Origin of the sequence: Longimicrobium sp., assembly GCF_036399255.1 — a bacterium.
Lineage (GTDB): Bacteria > Gemmatimonadota > Gemmatimonadetes > Longimicrobiales > Longimicrobiaceae > Longimicrobium.
The window spans coordinates 1-14,809 of the sequence record NZ_DASWNM010000057.1; the positions used below are offsets into that span (position 1 = coordinate 1).

Annotated in this window: 13 protein-coding genes and 1 pseudogene; 2 read left to right on the forward strand and 12 right to left on the reverse strand. The window is 69.9% G+C overall.

Annotation, left to right across the window (positions count from 1 at the left end):
- Nucleotides 1-620 precede the first annotated feature (620 nt).
- Nucleotides 621-1,145: a superoxide dismutase family protein gene (locus VGC13_RS09310; protein ID WP_331124966.1), complete on the forward strand. Its 525-nt coding sequence runs from the start codon at nucleotides 621-623 to the stop codon at nucleotides 1,143-1,145.
- 398 nt (nucleotides 1,146-1,543) lie between these two features.
- Nucleotides 1,544-2,947: an NAD(P)/FAD-dependent oxidoreductase gene (locus tag VGC13_RS09315; RefSeq protein WP_331124967.1), complete on the forward strand. Its 1,404-nt coding sequence runs from the start codon at nucleotides 1,544-1,546 to the stop codon at nucleotides 2,945-2,947.
- A gap of 244 nt (nucleotides 2,948-3,191) precedes the next feature.
- Here the strand turns inward: VGC13_RS09315 and VGC13_RS09320 are convergent, their stop codons facing one another.
- From VGC13_RS09320 to VGC13_RS09375, 12 genes and pseudogenes are all read right to left on the reverse strand, one after another.
- The gene (locus VGC13_RS09320) at nucleotides 3,192-4,244 is read right to left on the reverse strand and encodes a Fic family protein (protein ID WP_331124968.1); all 1,053 of its coding nucleotides are present in this window, start codon (nucleotides 4,242-4,244) and stop codon (nucleotides 3,192-3,194) included.
- Between the two features lie 780 nt (nucleotides 4,245-5,024).
- The gene (locus tag VGC13_RS09325; protein WP_331124969.1) at nucleotides 5,025-5,234 is read right to left on the reverse strand and encodes a hypothetical protein; all 210 of its coding nucleotides are present in this window, start codon (nucleotides 5,232-5,234) and stop codon (nucleotides 5,025-5,027) included.
- Between the two features lie 79 nt (nucleotides 5,235-5,313).
- Entirely contained in the window at nucleotides 5,314-5,901 is a 588-nt protein-coding gene (locus VGC13_RS09330; RefSeq protein WP_331124970.1) for a nucleotidyltransferase domain-containing protein, read from the reverse strand.
- 91 nt (nucleotides 5,902-5,992) lie between these two features.
- Nucleotides 5,993-7,462: a pitrilysin family protein gene (locus VGC13_RS09335; protein WP_331124971.1), complete on the reverse strand. Its 1,470-nt coding sequence runs from the start codon at nucleotides 7,460-7,462 to the stop codon at nucleotides 5,993-5,995.
- Nucleotides 7,459-8,850, reverse strand: coding sequence for a pitrilysin family protein (locus tag VGC13_RS09340; RefSeq protein WP_331124972.1), 1,392 nt, complete (start codon nucleotides 8,848-8,850; stop codon nucleotides 7,459-7,461). The genes VGC13_RS09335 and VGC13_RS09340 overlap by 4 nt, the downstream gene beginning before the upstream one ends.
- Nucleotides 8,851-8,979: 129 nt before the next feature.
- A complete protein-coding gene (locus VGC13_RS09345; protein ID WP_331124973.1) occupies nucleotides 8,980-9,426 on the reverse strand; it encodes a type II toxin-antitoxin system VapC family toxin in 447 nt (148 codons plus the stop codon).
- Entirely contained in the window at nucleotides 9,423-10,361 is a 939-nt protein-coding gene (locus VGC13_RS09350) for a hypothetical protein (RefSeq protein WP_331124974.1), read from the reverse strand. Before VGC13_RS09350 ends, VGC13_RS09345 begins: the two co-directional genes overlap by 4 nt.
- Before the next feature lie 81 nt (nucleotides 10,362-10,442).
- Complete coding sequence (locus tag VGC13_RS09355) at nucleotides 10,443-11,957, reverse strand: serine hydrolase domain-containing protein (protein WP_331124975.1); 1,515 nt, start codon at nucleotides 11,955-11,957, stop codon at nucleotides 10,443-10,445.
- Between the two features lie 221 nt (nucleotides 11,958-12,178).
- Nucleotides 12,179-12,514: a tRNA-binding protein gene (locus VGC13_RS09360; RefSeq protein WP_349264196.1), complete on the reverse strand. Its 336-nt coding sequence runs from the start codon at nucleotides 12,512-12,514 to the stop codon at nucleotides 12,179-12,181.
- Between the two features lie 165 nt (nucleotides 12,515-12,679).
- Nucleotides 12,680-12,832 (reverse strand): annotated as a pseudogene (locus VGC13_RS09365) (haloalkane dehalogenase); the annotation flags it as partial.
- Nucleotides 12,829-14,031, reverse strand: coding sequence for a hypothetical protein (locus VGC13_RS09370; protein WP_331124978.1), 1,203 nt, complete (start codon nucleotides 14,029-14,031; stop codon nucleotides 12,829-12,831). The gene VGC13_RS09370 and the pseudogene VGC13_RS09365, both read right to left, overlap by 4 nt.
- 43 nt (nucleotides 14,032-14,074) lie before the next feature.
- Complete coding sequence (locus VGC13_RS09375) at nucleotides 14,075-14,671, reverse strand: hypothetical protein (RefSeq protein ID WP_331124979.1); 597 nt, start codon at nucleotides 14,669-14,671, stop codon at nucleotides 14,075-14,077.
- Nucleotides 14,672-14,809: the final 138 nt, after the last annotated feature.

Genomic DNA, 14,809 nt, shown 5'->3' on the forward strand with positions numbered 1-14,809 from the left:
GGGATGACAGATCAGGGCTTTTGGGCGAAGACGTGAAATTCAGACGAGAATCTGTCATTCCGAGGCCCGGCCACTCAATACTCGCCGCTCGCGCAACAGGTCGCAGGGCCGAGGAATCTACTATCGGAATCCTCGAACTCCGACGCGGCAGCCCGCGCCGCACTCATGGTCACGACACCGCCCGACAAGGCCTGTGGGTGGATGACGAGAAGCCGGCCCCGTCGGACTCTGGAGTCGCCGCGGGTCCGGCGCGGGGCTGCCGCGACCACGCTTCAGGTGGCCGAAAGTAGATCCCTCGGCCCTGCGACCTTCCGTGGCTGCGAAGGGTGCTCGCTGACCGGGCCTCGGGATGACAGATCGGCCTGCCTCGTCGGACTCTGGAGTCGCCGCAGGTCCGGCGCGGGGCTGCCGCGACCACGCTCCCGGTGGCCGGAAGTAGATCCCTCGGCCCTGCGACCTTTCGTGGCTGCGGAGAGTGCTCACTGGCCGGGCCTCGGGATGACAGATCAAGGGTTCGAAAGAGTCTCGGCCAGCACCGCACGACTCTTGCGGACCCGCCGGGCCGCGCGCCGTTCGGGCGCGGCAAGACCGAGTTGAGAACCGAGGAGAGGATGATGAGGATGAAAGGGCTGCTTGCCGGCGCCGCCGTGCTGGCGCTGTCCGGATGCGCCGCCGCGGGAGCCATCGCGAACACGCAGACCATTACGCTGCGCGACGCCGCCGGCCGCACCGTGGGCACCGCGCTGCTGACGCCGGCCACGGAAGGCGTGCAGGTGGTGCTGAGCGCCAGCGGGCTTCCCGCGGGGGTGCACGGCGTGCACGTGCACCAGAACGGGCAGTGCGACGCGCCGGAGTTCACCACCGCGGGGCCGCACTTCAACCCCAGCAACCGCCAGCACGGCACGCAGAACCCCGCCGGGCCGCACAACGGCGACCTGCCCAACATCACCGTCGACGCCAACGGGCGCGGCTCGCTGAACGCCGTGGCGATGGGCGTCACGCTGGAGGGCGGCGGCGCCAACTCGCTGCGCAAGCCGGGCGGCACCTCGCTGATGGTGCACGCCAGCGCCGACGACTACCGCACGGACCCCAGCGGCAACTCCGGCGCCCGCATCGCCTGCGGCGTCATCCCCGCCGCGGACTGAACGCAGGCAGGCGGATGATGACGGAGGGGCGGCGGACCGAGAGGCCCGCCGCCCCTCGCCGCGTCGGGACCCGGAATGCGTCCGCGTCTGCGCGCGCACCCCTTCACCCCTTCACCCCTTCACCCCATCACCCCTTCACCCGCTCACCCCATCGCAACGGCCCCATCCGCCCCCTCCACCCCACCGGAAAGCCCCACCCCGCCCGGTTGCACAGAGCGGCGTGGAAGGTTAGTTTTTTGATCTGGACAGCACCCGCAGCACCGGCCCGCCGCCGCAGCATCCAGACCCACCGCCGTGCAACGGACCGGATGCGCGAAGTGCACGCCGGTGGCGCATCAGGCGCGGCGCACGGCCACGCCGGCGGCGCGGCACGATCACCCACACTTCGCTGGATGGGGATGACGACCAACGCAGCGCCCCCGCACGTATTGATCGTGGGCGCCGGGCCCGCGGGCGCCCTGATGGCCATTCTGCTGGGCCGCCGCGGCTACCAGGTAGACGTCTTCGAGCGCCGCGCCGACCCCCGCCAGCTGGCCGACACGGAAGTCGAGCGCCGCTCCATCAACCTGGGCCTTTCGCACCGGGGCATCACGGCGCTCACCCGCGTGGGGGTGATCGACGACGTAATGCGCACCTCGGTGCGCGCCAAGGGGCGCGTCATCCACGCCTCGGACGGACGGCTGACCTTTCAGCCGTACGGCAGCAACGAGCGCGAGATCCTGTACTCCATCTCGCGCATCGCGCTGAACCGCGAGCTCATCCGCCGCGCGGACGAGATGGAGAACGTGCGGTTCCGCTTCGAGATGCGCTGCGAAGAGCTGGACCGCGACGCCGGCACCGCCATGTTCCGCGGCCCCGACGACCGCCGCGAGCACGTGGACTCGGACTTCATCGTGGGGGCCGACGGCGCGTACAGCACCGTGCGCCTGTGGATGCACCGCAACGAGCGCGCGGACTTTCACCAGGAGTACCTGGACTGGGGATACAAGGAGCTGCTGATCCCCGCCGACGCCGACGGCCGCTCGCGCATCGAGCTGGAGGCGCTGCACATCTGGCCGCGCGGCAACGCCCTCATCGTCTCGCACCCCAACCCCAACGGCTCGCACACGGTCACCGTGTTCATGCCGTGGGAGGGCGAGCGCTCGTTCTCGGCGCTGCAGACCGAGGCGCAGGTCACGCGCTTCTTCGAAGAGGTGTTCCCCGACCTGCCAGAGCTGGTGCCGGACCTGGCGGCCGAGTTCCTGGCGCACCCCACCGGCAGCCTGGTGGCCACGCGCACGGCGCCCTGGCACCACCGCGACCGCTGCGTGCTCATCGGCGACGGGTGCCACGCGGTGTATCCCTTCTACGGGCAGGGGATGAACGCCGCCCTGGAAGACTGCCTGGTGCTGGACGACGAGCTGGGGCGCCATCCCGACGACCGGGCGGCGGCGTTCCGGGCGTACCAGCGGGCCCGCAAGGCCAACACCGACGCCCTGCTGGAGCTGGTGAAGCGCAACTTCGACGAGCTGCGCGACACCGCCAACCAGCCGTCGTTCGTGGCGCGCAAGAAGGTCGACCTGCTGCTGCACCGGCTGTTCCCCGACAGGTGGATTCCGCTGTACACCATGGTGGTGCACAGCACCATGCCCTACGCCGAGGCGCTGGAGCGGCACAAGAAGCAGGAGGCGCTGCTCCGCAAGCTGGGCGTGGACGCGGTGCTGGCGGTGTCGCTGGCGGTGGTCGTCGGCGCGCGCCGCCTGGTCTCGCGCCGCAAGCGCCGCGTCGCCGCCCAGGTGCAGGCGCCGCTGCCCAACGCCTGACCCAAGATCCGCCAAGCACCCCTCGTCGCTTCATCCGGAAAAGCGGGGGTACAGAGGGGCAGACAAAAGCCAGAGGAACAGAGGGATCTTTCTCTGTTCCTCTGGCTGTTCTCTGCCCCTCTGTACTTCCGATGTCGTTTTTCCGAGTCGGCTGTATGACGCACCTGCGATGCGGACGGATGCATCCGAACGGGCCCGCTCTCCAGCCGAGAGTGGGCCCGTTCGCGTCCTGCAACCGGTCGTGCTACGCGGCGGCGTGCGGCATCCTGAGCCTCGCGTCGTCGCCGGAGTCGAACGCGCCGCACCGCTGGAGCACCGCCTGCGCCGCCGCAAGATCCGTGAAATCGACGGCCGCCGTAAAGCGCTGGGCAAAGTCCAGCACCTGGATGAGTGTTTGCGGATCATCGTTGCGCGACAGCCGCCGCAGTCCGCCGATGTAGTCGATCCGGAACGCCGTCGGGATCAGGATCCGCCGCTGCCCGCCCGATACGAGTTCCGCGTTCATCATGGCGCGCGCCAGGCGTCCGTTGCCGTCGTTGAACGGATGCACCTCCGAGATCAGGAACATCATGTACGCGGCGCGGTGAAACGGGTCCGGCAGGGAGGGAAAGATCTCCATTCCCTTGGCGAGGGTGCCCGCCACGAGGTCCGGGTGCACGAAAACAGTGTCCCCCGCCCGGTTCACCGCCTCCTTGAACCGGCCGGGGGCGGTTTCCGGACGGCCGCCCAGGATGGTTTCGTGGCGCGCCTCCAGCAGCCCGCGGAACGCTGGCCAGTCGCGCGACACGTGGACCGCGCTCCTCCCCATCTCGTATCCGCTCGCCACCAGCCGGAACGTCCCGATCACGTCATGCGCATCCGCCGGGCGGGCCGCGGGAATCCGGTTTCCGAACACGATGTCGATCGCTTCCTCCACCCCGAACTCCGTCCCCTCGATGAAGTTCGAGAAATACGCGTCGAAGAAGGCAAGATGCTGGAACCCGGGTCCGGAAGTGCCGGGATCGGGGCGATCGACGGACGGCCACGCGCGCAGGGCGTCGGCCAGGATGGTGAATCGCTCCAGGCGGTGAGCGTCGTACGGCATGCCGGCCGCGCGGGCGATCGCACCGGGCGCGTGCAGCCTGCCCCGCCGTGTACCCAGGAGCGTGCCCACGATGCGGTCGAACGTGGCGAATGCATCCTGCATCTCCAGCGCGGGCGCGATCTCGCGGGCACGGTCGCGAACGGCGTTGATCCACCCTTCACCCTTGTGCGAGAGCCGCCGCTCCAGAATCGCCTCGACCTCTGCCCTGGGCACGACGGACGACTCGGTTCCCCGGACGCGGGAAAGGCTGAGACACTCCAGGAGGCAGCGCGACTCCGACGCCATGTGCAGCGCGCCGAAATAACCCGTATCACCCGCGAGCGGGCCGGGGCCCTTCAGGATGCGAATGGTCGCTCCCGGCAGCCGTGCAGTGCGCTCGTACGGTCCGGTCAGGAATACGGTGCCACGCGGGGTCGGCCTCTGCGTCAGGGCCGTGCGGTGCGAAACCACCGTGCCGGGAAACAGAAGGGAGATCACCTGCCACAGGTTGCGGCCGATGATCGCCTCAGGCGTGTCCGCCAGGTTGGGCGTGTACAGTCGAGGCGCGATCTTGCGGATCTCTCCGCGTTCGATCGCGCGTCTGACCGCGGCACTCGAAGCGCTTCCGCTTACGAACACCTCGGGAAGCGGGACAGATGAATTTTTTGCCACCATAGCCGCACCAGAAAGGCGGATACGCAATAATTTACCACCTAAGGTAGGCAGGGCAGCAATTTTTTACAACGTAAGAGCAGAAGCGGTCGACAGGCATCGTTGGCCCACGCTGATTCGGCGGCACGTCGCTTCCATGATCAGCTAAGCTCGCGCGGCGTGATGCCCTACTTCGGATCTACAAGCCGCTGCCGCACCGAAGGGCGGTGTGCACCCAGTTCCAGCGCGCCGTGATGGAGGATTCGCCCGACCACGTCCAGCGCGCGGCCAACGTCGTGCTCGGACGCGCCGGCCTGCCAGCCGTACTCCAGGTCCGCCCGCAACCGGCGCATCCCGTCCAGCTCACGGACCCTCGCGCGAGTTCCGCGCCGGAAACCAGCGCGGCAAGGCCAGCGTGAGCTCGTGGTGGTTGGCCGCGCGCACACGCAGATCGCGGACGCGGACGATGGCGGTCGCGGCAATGCGCCCCGCGTCGTAGGCGCGCACCAGCTTTCCGTTGGCGCTGACGCCCTCCACGGCGGCATCGCGAAACGCCTGCACCGCGTTGGCCACAATCCGGCGATCTCATCGTCGGACGCCGCCTCGCGCGCGAGCCGGCCGGCATCGACCAAATTCTGAATACGGTCCGTCATCACGCGGAACCCGGCAGTGCGTCAGGCGTGCCGATCAGGAAGTGCGTGGGGCCGGCGAGCGCCGCGTGGAGGAAGCTCGCGCCGGGGATGCGGTCGCGGATGAAGCGCTTCGCATCGTACCGCTTCACGTCCACGGGGCGATCCAGCACCAGCGCCGTCTGCAGCAGCGCATCGCCCAGTTCCGCGTCGTCGATGCGATCACCGAGGACCAGCAGGTCGATGTCGCTGTCCGGCCGTGCGTCGCCACGCGCCATGGAGCCGAAGATGAACGCCGCGTCGATCCCCGGCACGTCCCGCAGCGCGTCCTTCAGCACCAGCCCTGGCGCGTACTCGGCCACGAGTGACTCCACCGCGCGCCACTGGCGGTTCGCGTCGTCGCGGCGGTAGACGACGCGCCGGCCATCCTCTTCACGGCGAACGAGCCCCATCGCCTCCAGCCGTCCGAGCTCCGCCTGGAGCGAGCGCTTGCCCAGCCCCGTGTGCCGCTCCAGCGCACGCACGTGGTCCCGCCCGTCCGGATGCACGACGAAGTGCGCCAGCAGCCGCGCGCGCGCCTCAGACCCGAGAAACTCATGCAGTCGATCCATGTCACCTCCGTTGCCCTCAATGATAGGGCATGCGGCTGAATGACGAAACCCCGGTTCCGGAAGGAGCCGGGGTTTCGCGCCGATGGAGCCTTTAGCGGATGCGCTCGCCGGCGGGGGACCAGACCTCGACCGTGCCCAGGTTCAGGGCGCGGATGGGGGCCTCGATGGAGGCCAGGTCGCCGGCGACCACCACCGTCAGCGCGCCGGGCGTCAGGCGGCCGCGGCTCACGGCGGCGATGTCCGCGGGGGTCAGCCCGGCCAGGGAGGGGCCGTAGGTGGCGTAGAAGTCCAGCGGCAGCCCCCACACCAGCAGGCTCTGCATCCGCGCGGCGAGCCCCTGCACCGTCTGGACGGAGGCGGGAAAGCTGCCGGCCAGGTTCCCCGTGGCGCCCGCCAGCTCCTCCGCCGGCACCGCCTCGTCCACCAGGCGGCGGTATTCGCGCACCGATTCGGCCACGGCCGAGTCGGTGGCGTTGGTGCGCACCGAGGAGTTGATGAACAGCGTCCCTGCGCCGCGCAGCGTGTTGTAGTTGGCGAAGGCGCCGTACGTCCAGCCGTGCCGCTCGCGCAGGTTCTGGTTGATGCGCGCGTTGAAGGCGCCGCCCAGCACCTGGGTGAGCGCCGCCAGCCGCAGGTAGTCCGCATCCTCGGGCCCGGTGGTGGCCTGGCCGATGCGGATGGCGGACTGCACCGAGCCGGGGCGGTCCACCAGGATCACCCGCGTGGCCGAGACCGGGCGCGCGGGATTGGACGGCCGCGCCGGACGGGCCGCCGTCCCCCGCCATCCGCCGAACGCCTCTTCGGCCAGCCGCCGCGCCTCGTCGGCGGACAGGTCGCCCACCAGCAGCAGCGTGGCGTTGGCGGGCACGTACATGGCCCGGTGCCACTGCAGCACGTCGTCGCGGGTGATGGCCTGCAGCGACGCCGCCGTGCCCGACGCGCGGCGCGAGTACGGCGCCTCGGGGGCAAAGACGGCGCGGGAAAAGGTCTCGTTGGCCAGCCCCTCGACCGTGGCCTGCGCCTGCACGTGCGCCGTGATCCCCTGCTGCCGCACGCGCTCGAAGTCGCGCTCGGGAAACGCGGGCGCCATGGCCGTTCCCGCCGCCAGCCGCAGCGCCTCGCCGAACACCGGCTTGAGCGCGGTGACCGACACGAAGGCCAGGTTCTGCCCCGCCCCGGTCTGGTACTGCGCCCCCAGCCGCTCCATCCGCTCCGCCAGCTCGGGGCCCGACATCGCGGCCGTCCCTTCCGGCAGCAGGTTGGCGGTAAGGACCGCCATCCCGTTGCGCGCGGCGGGCTCGTGCTCCGCGCCGGCGTCCACGATCAGCTGCGCGGTGACCAGCGGCACGGCGCTCTGCCGCACGGCGACCACGCGCACCCCGTTGGCCAGGCGGAACTCGTCCACCGGCGGCAGGGTGTACGGGCGCACCGGCGCCAGCCCCGGCTGCTGCGCCACGATCTGCGGCGCGGGGCGGGGGTTCGGCTGCGCATCCGCCGAGACCGCCGTGCAGGCGGCAAGGAAAAGGGCCGCGGCAAGGCGGACGTTCATCGGCCGGTTCATCGGGCAGCCTCCGTGCGGGGCGCGGGAACGAAGACGAGCACGGCGCGGTTGTCCGGCGTCATCCGCTCGCGCACCAGGGTCTGCAGGTCGTTCACGGTGACGGCGGCGAGCGCGGGAAGCCAGCCGTTGATCCATCCCGGGTCGCCGTGCAGCACCACGCCCTCGGCCAGCACGTCGCCGCGCCCGCCAAAGCCGCCCATGGCCTGCAGCTGGTTCACCAGGGTGTAGCCCTCCGACGCCTGCGCGCGCTGCAGCTCTTCGGCGTCGATGCGGCCGGCGATGCCGTCCAGCTCGGCCAGCAGCGCCGCCTCCAGCGAGTCGGCGCTGGCGCCCGGGCGGCCCACGGCGCCCACCACCAGCATGTCGGCGCCTTCCACCAGCCCGAAGTTGAACGAGAACACGCTGGTGGCCGCCTGCCGGTCGCGCACCAGCGACTGGTACAGCGGCGACGAGCGCCCCGAGGCCAGCACGGTGGACATCAGCGACACGGCCGGCGCCTGCGCGCTCGCCGCGCCGGGAACGCGGTAGCCCACGTACACGGCCGGCGCCGGCGCGTTGGCGTCGGGAATCACCTCGCGCTTTGCCTGTCCCAGACGCGGCGGCAGCGGCACGTCGCGCACCGGCGGCGGCTCGGCGCCCCGCGGGATGCCGCCGAAGTAGCGCCGCACCATCTGCCTGGTCTGCGCCACGTCGATGTCGCCGGCGATGGCCAGCACGGCGTTGTTGGGGACGTAGTACGTGCGAAAGAAGGCGCGCACGTCCTCGAGCGAGCCGTTCTCCAGGTCCTGCATGTAGCCGATGACCGGGTGGTGATACGGGTGCTCGGCCGGGAACAGGTTGGCCAGCATCCGCTCCACCCACTGGCCGTACGGCTGGTTGTCGTTGCTCTGGCGGCGCTCGTTCTTCACCACCTCGCGCTGGTTGACCAGCTTGGCGTCGTTCAGCGCCTCGTCCAGCGTGGCCATGCGGTCCGCCTCGAGCCACAGCGCCAGCTCCAGCGCGTGCGCCGGCACCTGCTGAAAGAAGTTGGTGCGGTCCCAGCTGGTGGTGCCGTTGATGTCGCTTCCGGTGCGCGCGCCCACGGCCTCCAGCAGCGCAAAGTGCCGCCCTTCCGCCGCGTTGCGCGAGCCGGTGAACAGCATCAGGTGCTCGAACAGGTGGGCAAAGCCGGTGCGGCCGGTCTGCTCGTGCTTGCTGGCCACGTCGTACCACAGCACCGTCGCCGCCACAGGCGCCGAGCGGTCCACGTGGTAGATGACGCGCAGCCCGTTGGGCAGCGTCTCTTCCTCGTACGCCAGGTTCACGGCGGCGGCGGGCGCCTGGGCGGCCACGGGCATCGCCGCGCACAGACCGGAGAGAAGAACCGGAATGCGTCGCAGGACCTTCATGTCTGACTCGAGTTCAGGGAGATTTCCGGCGGATGCCGGCTGGGCGTACGGATACTACGCAACGGCTGGCGCGAGGGAAAGACGGCGGCGGGACGGAGAGAAGGGCCGCGAAGCAGAGGCGAGGCGGGATTACCGGAGGCTCTGCGGATCGACCCATTCGCGCTGGATGTGCCCGGGATGCAGCACGTCGAAGTCCTTGTCCGCGGTGACGAGCACGGCGCCGGTCGCCGCGGCGGTGGCGGCGATCCACACGTCGTTCTGCTGCCCCATGGGTGTGCCGGATCGCTTCAGGTGCGTGTCCAGCGCGGCATACGTTCGGAGCACACCCGGCCGCCGGACGTCGACCACGATCAGGTTGCCGATGAGTTGCTGGAGGGATTCACGCTTCCGCTGGCCCCAGTCGTTCCGCTCCGCAAAGGCGAGCAGCTCGCCGACCGTGACCGCCGAGATCGACGGAGTGAGCGCGCGGGACCGGAAGCCGAAGCGCGACTCCAGCCGCTCGGCAGCCACACCGCCGCGAGCAAGATGGATGACGATGCTGGTGTCGAGCAGGACGGGTGTGCCCGGCGAGATCACGACATCTCCTCCAGCATCGCGAATACCTCGTCGTCCGTTTCATCCCCGGGCCAGGCGCCGATGATGGCGTTGATCCCGGTGCGTGGCCCCTGAAGCCGCCGCAACTCCGGTACGTCGGTCACGCCGAACAGGGGACGCGGCGTCTCGGACCACATCGACAGATCTTCATCGCCCCCCGGCTGCAGCAGGTCGGCATCCACGCGCAGCAGAGACCCCGACGGGCGAAACTGCGCCGTCCCGGTTACCACGGCCACCCTGCCGAAGAACGGAGCCAGCACCTCGGGCTCGCCCTCGGCCAGAACGCCCCGGATCTGCTCGCCGGATTCCAGTACGAGCGTGAACGCACGGTCGCTGTGCCGGATCGCGTCCACCTTTCCCGCAATCCGGACGCGCTGGGAGCGCGGCGTCTGCCGGTGAAGCTGGTGTACGACCTTCATCCCTTCAGGAGTCACCATGAGGGAAGGCCGGTCAGACCGGCCGTTGCGGATCTCCAGCGCGGAGACGCCGTGGCGGAAGACTTCCTTGAATTCTTCGAAGCTGCGCAGAAGCGGGGCATCGTACGCGTCGCTCTCGGCATTGCCGGAGATCGCCTCGCCAAGGCTGCGGCCCATGAGCGTCAGCGCGGAGTCGCCCGGGTCTACATGAGGGAACAGATCCTCCTGCGCAAAGCGCTGCGGCAGTGCCTCCAGCAGCGTGGGGACGCGCAGTTCCACACCCGGCGTGCCCCGATGGAAGCCCGCCATGCGGAACGCCGCGGCCTCGTTCACCCACGCCGGGGGGAAGCCGCCCTTCGCCGAACTGCGGCCCTCCAGGCGCAGCCGGACGGCGCCCTTTGCGCCGCGATCCACAGCGTCGAGCAGATCACGAAGCAGCGCACCGGGCAGCCCCTCTCCGGTGCTCTGCAGGCCGTGCAGCAGCAGCGTGTAATTCAGCATGGCGACACCTCCCGTTCCAGAGCGGCCCTAAAGTTCGCCTTTTGTTCGGCTGGAATCAAGCCTGTCGTCGTGATCTACCAGTCACCCGCCGCGCTTGGTGAACGGCAGGTTCTGGACGCGCTGGGTGGCGGCGGTGAGGCCGGTGACGCGGCTGGCGGCGTCGCGATGGAACTGGACAAAGACGTAGGCGCTGTCGGTAAAGACGTCGTCGCCCGCGGGGCGCAGGCGCAGGCCGCCGCGCGGGCCGCCGCTCACGCGAAGCTCGCCGCCGGCGCGCGAGACGGTCCACGTGGAGCGGAGCTCGTCGTTGCGGAAGGCCCCCGTGTAGCGGTCCAGCTCGGCGGCGGAGGGGCGGGCGGTGGACGCCGGCTGAAGGACCATGGGCGTGCGGCGGCCGTCGGCCTGCTCTTCGAGCACGCGCCCGGCGCCATTCGGCGCATCGCGAAAGGTGAGGGTGAGCGGCTGCCCCTCCACGCGAAAGCGGCCGCCGCCCAGCGGGCGCATGCCGTACCAGGTAATCCACTGCCGCATCTGCAGCGCGCCCCCGTGCACGCGGATGGCGCGGACGAACTGGTCCTGGCGGCTCACGTACACGCCGGCCAGGCGCCGCATCTCCGCCGCGGAAGGCATGAAGCCCGGGGCGGCGGAGGGTGCGCCGCGCTCGGCGCGGGCGATCTCGTCGGCCAGGACCACGTCGCTCACGCGCTCGGCCAGCGAGTTGGGCTCGGCCATCTGGTAGACGTTGCACATCACCAGCACCGACGTACGCTGGTCCGGGTAGCGCATGAACTGCGAGCGGTATCCCTGGCTCAGACCGCCGTGCCACAGGCGCCGCAGCCCGCGGTACGGCTCGGTGTGCAGCGCCATCCCGTACGGAATGGTCTCGCCGCTGTTCAGCCGGCCCTCGCGCAGCATCATCCGCATCACCTCGGGCCCGCCCACCCGCGCGTCGTAGAAGTTGGCGTCCCACCGGGCCAGGTCCTCGGGCGTGGTGGTGAAGCCCCCGTCCTCCTCCGTCATCGCCAGGTGGAACCCGCCGCCATCGCGGTCCGGCGCGTAGGCGCGCACCCGCCGCACGGGGACGGCGGTGTTCATCATCCCCAGCGGCCGAAAGATGCGCGCGCGCTGGAACTCGCCGATGTTCTGCCCGGAGACGCGCTCGATCACCCGCGTCAGCAGGTCGTAGCCGGTGTCGTCGTAGACGTGGCGGGTGCCGGGGGGAAAGCTCAGGCTGGGGATGAGGGCCGGGTCGGCGATGCGGCCGCCGGTGAACCACCCCATCTCGGCGTCGCGCAGGCCGCTGACGTGGTGCACCATGTGCCGCAGGGTGACCGGCGCCCCGTAGTCCGGAAGCTCGGGAAGGTGCTTCTGCACCCGGTCGTCCAGCGACAGCTTGCCTTCGCGCTCCAGCAGCAGGAGGGAAAAGGCGGTGAACTGCTTGGCCATCGACGCGCCGTCGAACGCGCTTGCCGTGGTGAACGGCGTGTCCCGCGCAATGTCGGCCCGGCCGTAGCCTTTTCCGAAGACGATGCGCCCCGCGTCCATCACCGCCACCACGCAGCCGGGCGAGCCGGGGCGGTCGAAGCGGGCAAACACGGAGTCGATGCGCGCGCGGAGAACGGCGGAGTCGGGGCCGGTAAGGCGGGCGGCGGCGGAGACGGTCTGCGTCCGCGCGGGCGGCGGAGCGGCGGCCCGCTCCTGCAGCGCGCCGGCCTCGCGCGGGGCCGGCCCTCCGCACGCGGCAAGGGCGCCGGCCAGGAGGAAGGCGATGCGGGGGATGGGGATCGGACCCCGCTTGTGGACGAACCGCCCGGCGGTCAGAAGACCCGGCCGCCGAGGGGGACTTCCTGGTCGGGCCCCAGCAGGACCACGGCGCCGTCGGGATCGGGCACGCCCAGCACCAGCACCTCGGACATGAACGGGCCGATCTGCCGCGGGGGAAAGTTGGTGACGGCGATCACCAGGCCGCCCACGACGAACTGGGGGGTGTAGTGCGTGGTGATCTGCGCGCTGCTCTTCTTGATCCCGATCTCGGGGCCAAAGTCGATCCACAGCTTGAGGGCGGGCTTGCGCGCCTCGGGAAACGGCTCGGCGCGCAGCACCCGCCCCACCCGCATCTCCACCTTGTCGAAGTCCGCGTAGTCGATGGTCATCCGTCCGTGGGGCACGCTGGCTTGATTCTCCGTCCTCGTCCACAGAATGACCACCCTGCGCGGCAGCGGCAAGCCCACTGGTAGGCGCCGGAGCGGGGGTGTTCCCGCCCCCTATCCTAAGCCGTCATCGAACGTCGAGCCCGCGCATCCACCGCACGACAACGGCGGCTCGCCGTGCAGCATCAGCACCGGCGGCGCGTCGCGCGGCCCTTCGTCCACGTAGTGGATGCGCAGCCCGTCCACCTGCGCGTACCGCGGCGCGAACGGCCACCCCGGCAGGTTCGCGAACCGCTCGTCCGGCGTGCGGAGGACGTTCACGTAGCGCTCATTCTGGAAATCGACTCCTCCAACGCTCGCGCCGCCTCTTCCGGATTTTCCGACGCATTCCACCGCGCCGCGCCCTCGCGACTGACCGAGATCGCCCACTCCATCACGTCGAAGAACGCCCGCCGCGCCTCGTCCGATTGAAGCAGCAGCATCTGGGACGACGGCCGCCTCGCAATCGCGTCTACGGGCACCGATACGCCGGGGATGGCGTTGATCCGCTCCAGGAACTCGCGACGCCGCTCGTCGGTTTCGAATCCCGGCATCGGCTTCATCCACTGGGGGGCGAGTTCAATGGAGCCGTAGCTGTATAGCGTGAAGAACAGGTAGCGGCGCCCATTCACGTACAGCCGCGGGATGATGGAGCCGTCCATCGTTCCGCGTCCGTACCAGAAGTCGGGCATCCGCTCCCGCGCCCACTCCAGAATGCGATCCGCGACCTCGACCGCGGCTGCCCCCTTCCTCTCCTTCAACCGTTCGCGAAACCGGGGCAGGGTCCACTGTTCGGCCTGTGAGCGGCCCTTCTTGCGTTCAGCCGTCGCCGTCTGGCCGATTACCCGCGGCACCAGCGTACGCAAGGTCCCGCTGGCATACTGGCGCACCTCGACGCCCAGCACCTCGGCCGGGTCCATCTGCCCATTCAGAAACTCGATGATGGCCTTGAGCGACGCCGGGATTACATCCGCGACAAAAACGAGGCGCACCCTGCCGGCCTCCAGGTTGGTCTTCGCGCGTTCCCAGAACGCTTCGGGATCGGTATCTCCAAGGAAGTTCGACAAGGCGCGATCGGCACCTTCGGGTTCGTCACGGAACCGCCGGTCGAAGTATTCGCGCATCCGCTTTACCGGCCAGTCACGCGCGGCGTTGGCGGCATAGTCCATCATCTGACCAACCACCTCACGACGGATCCGCGTGTCGGAGCTGCGCTTGACCTCTACCAGAGTGGGAACGGAATCCTGGTCCAGGAACAGGAGGTCCAGATAACCGTATGCTTGGTCCTCTACCCTGACGGGCATCTCCCGCGTAACCAGCAGCCACCGCCGAGGCGTTCCGGCGCCCATCTCGTCGCCTGCCAGGAGCTGGGGGATTTCCGCGATCAGCTCCTGAAGATCTTTTTCCTGCTTGTAAGCCTCTTCTCTGAGCTCGACAGGCTGGTTCTGCTCGTCGATCATGAAGATGGTGCCGTTGCCCATATCAGTCTCGAAGCAATGTAGAGAAGCATGAGTACCGGGACGTCTACCACGCCCAGCGCAGGCCGAAGCGGGTGCCGGACAGGCGCATCACGCCGTCTTGGCCGCCGCCGCGATACCATTCGGCCACCGCGGCGCCCGTTTCGGTGAGCCGCAGGTGAATGCCCACGCCGCGCCCGTTGCTGATGGATTCGCGGCGGCGGCGGATGACCTCCACCTCGTCGCCGCCGGAGCGGATGGTCGCGGGGTCGTGGTACTGCTGGTAGTAGTGGATGCCGGTGAACCCGTAGACGCGCACCACGCTCAGGGCGAACCCCACCTCCACGTCGCCGCCGGTGTCGTACAGCGTGCCGCCGCCGCCCTCCACCGTGCCCGCGCCGTTGGCGTAGCGGTCGCGCAGCCCCTGCTCGTCGGCGCGAAAGCGGTGCATCCCCAGCGTGTACCGCCCGCCGAAGTACGGGCCGTCGCCCTCGCTGGCCTCCAGCACGTATCCGCCCTCCACGCTGAAGCGGGGCTCCATGAGCGCGGTGCCTCCGCCGCCCTGCCCCGCCATCACGAACCCGCCGGTGGCGAACTGCGCGCGTGCGGCGGCGGGCGCGAGCACCAGGGAAAGCACGGCCGGGAAAAGGACGCTGCGTCGCATGGCCGGACCGGGATCTGGGTGGAACTTCCGGATGGCGCGCCGGGGATGGAGGGAGCGCGCGGCGGTGGACGCGCCAACTACCCGCGCGCACGGCGATTCGATCCATGCGCCGCACACGGATACCGTACGAGGTTGCGT

Coding starts and splice junctions, on each gene's coding strand:
- VGC13_RS09310 (WP_331124966.1), top strand. CDS start 621: ATGAAAGGGCTGCTTGCCGGCGCCGCCGTGCTGGCGCTGTCCGGATGC.
- VGC13_RS09375 (WP_331124979.1), bottom strand. CDS start 14,671: ATGCGACGCAGCGTCCTTTTCCCGGCCGTGCTTTCCCTGGTGCTCGCG.
- VGC13_RS09370 (WP_331124978.1), bottom strand. CDS start 14,031: ATGGGCAACGGCACCATCTTCATGATCGACGAGCAGAACCAGCCTGTC.
- VGC13_RS09340 (WP_331124972.1), bottom strand. CDS start 8,850: ATGAAGGTCCTGCGACGCATTCCGGTTCTTCTCTCCGGTCTGTGCGCG.
- VGC13_RS09360 (WP_349264196.1), bottom strand. CDS start 12,514: ATGACCATCGACTACGCGGACTTCGACAAGGTGGAGATGCGGGTGGGG.
- VGC13_RS09350 (WP_331124974.1), bottom strand. CDS start 10,361: ATGCTGAATTACACGCTGCTGCTGCACGGCCTGCAGAGCACCGGAGAG.
- VGC13_RS09335 (WP_331124971.1), bottom strand. CDS start 7,462: ATGAACCGGCCGATGAACGTCCGCCTTGCCGCGGCCCTTTTCCTTGCC.
- VGC13_RS09330 (WP_331124970.1), bottom strand. CDS start 5,901: ATGGATCGACTGCATGAGTTTCTCGGGTCTGAGGCGCGCGCGCGGCTG.
- VGC13_RS09315 (WP_331124967.1), top strand. CDS start 1,544: ATGACGACCAACGCAGCGCCCCCGCACGTATTGATCGTGGGCGCCGGG.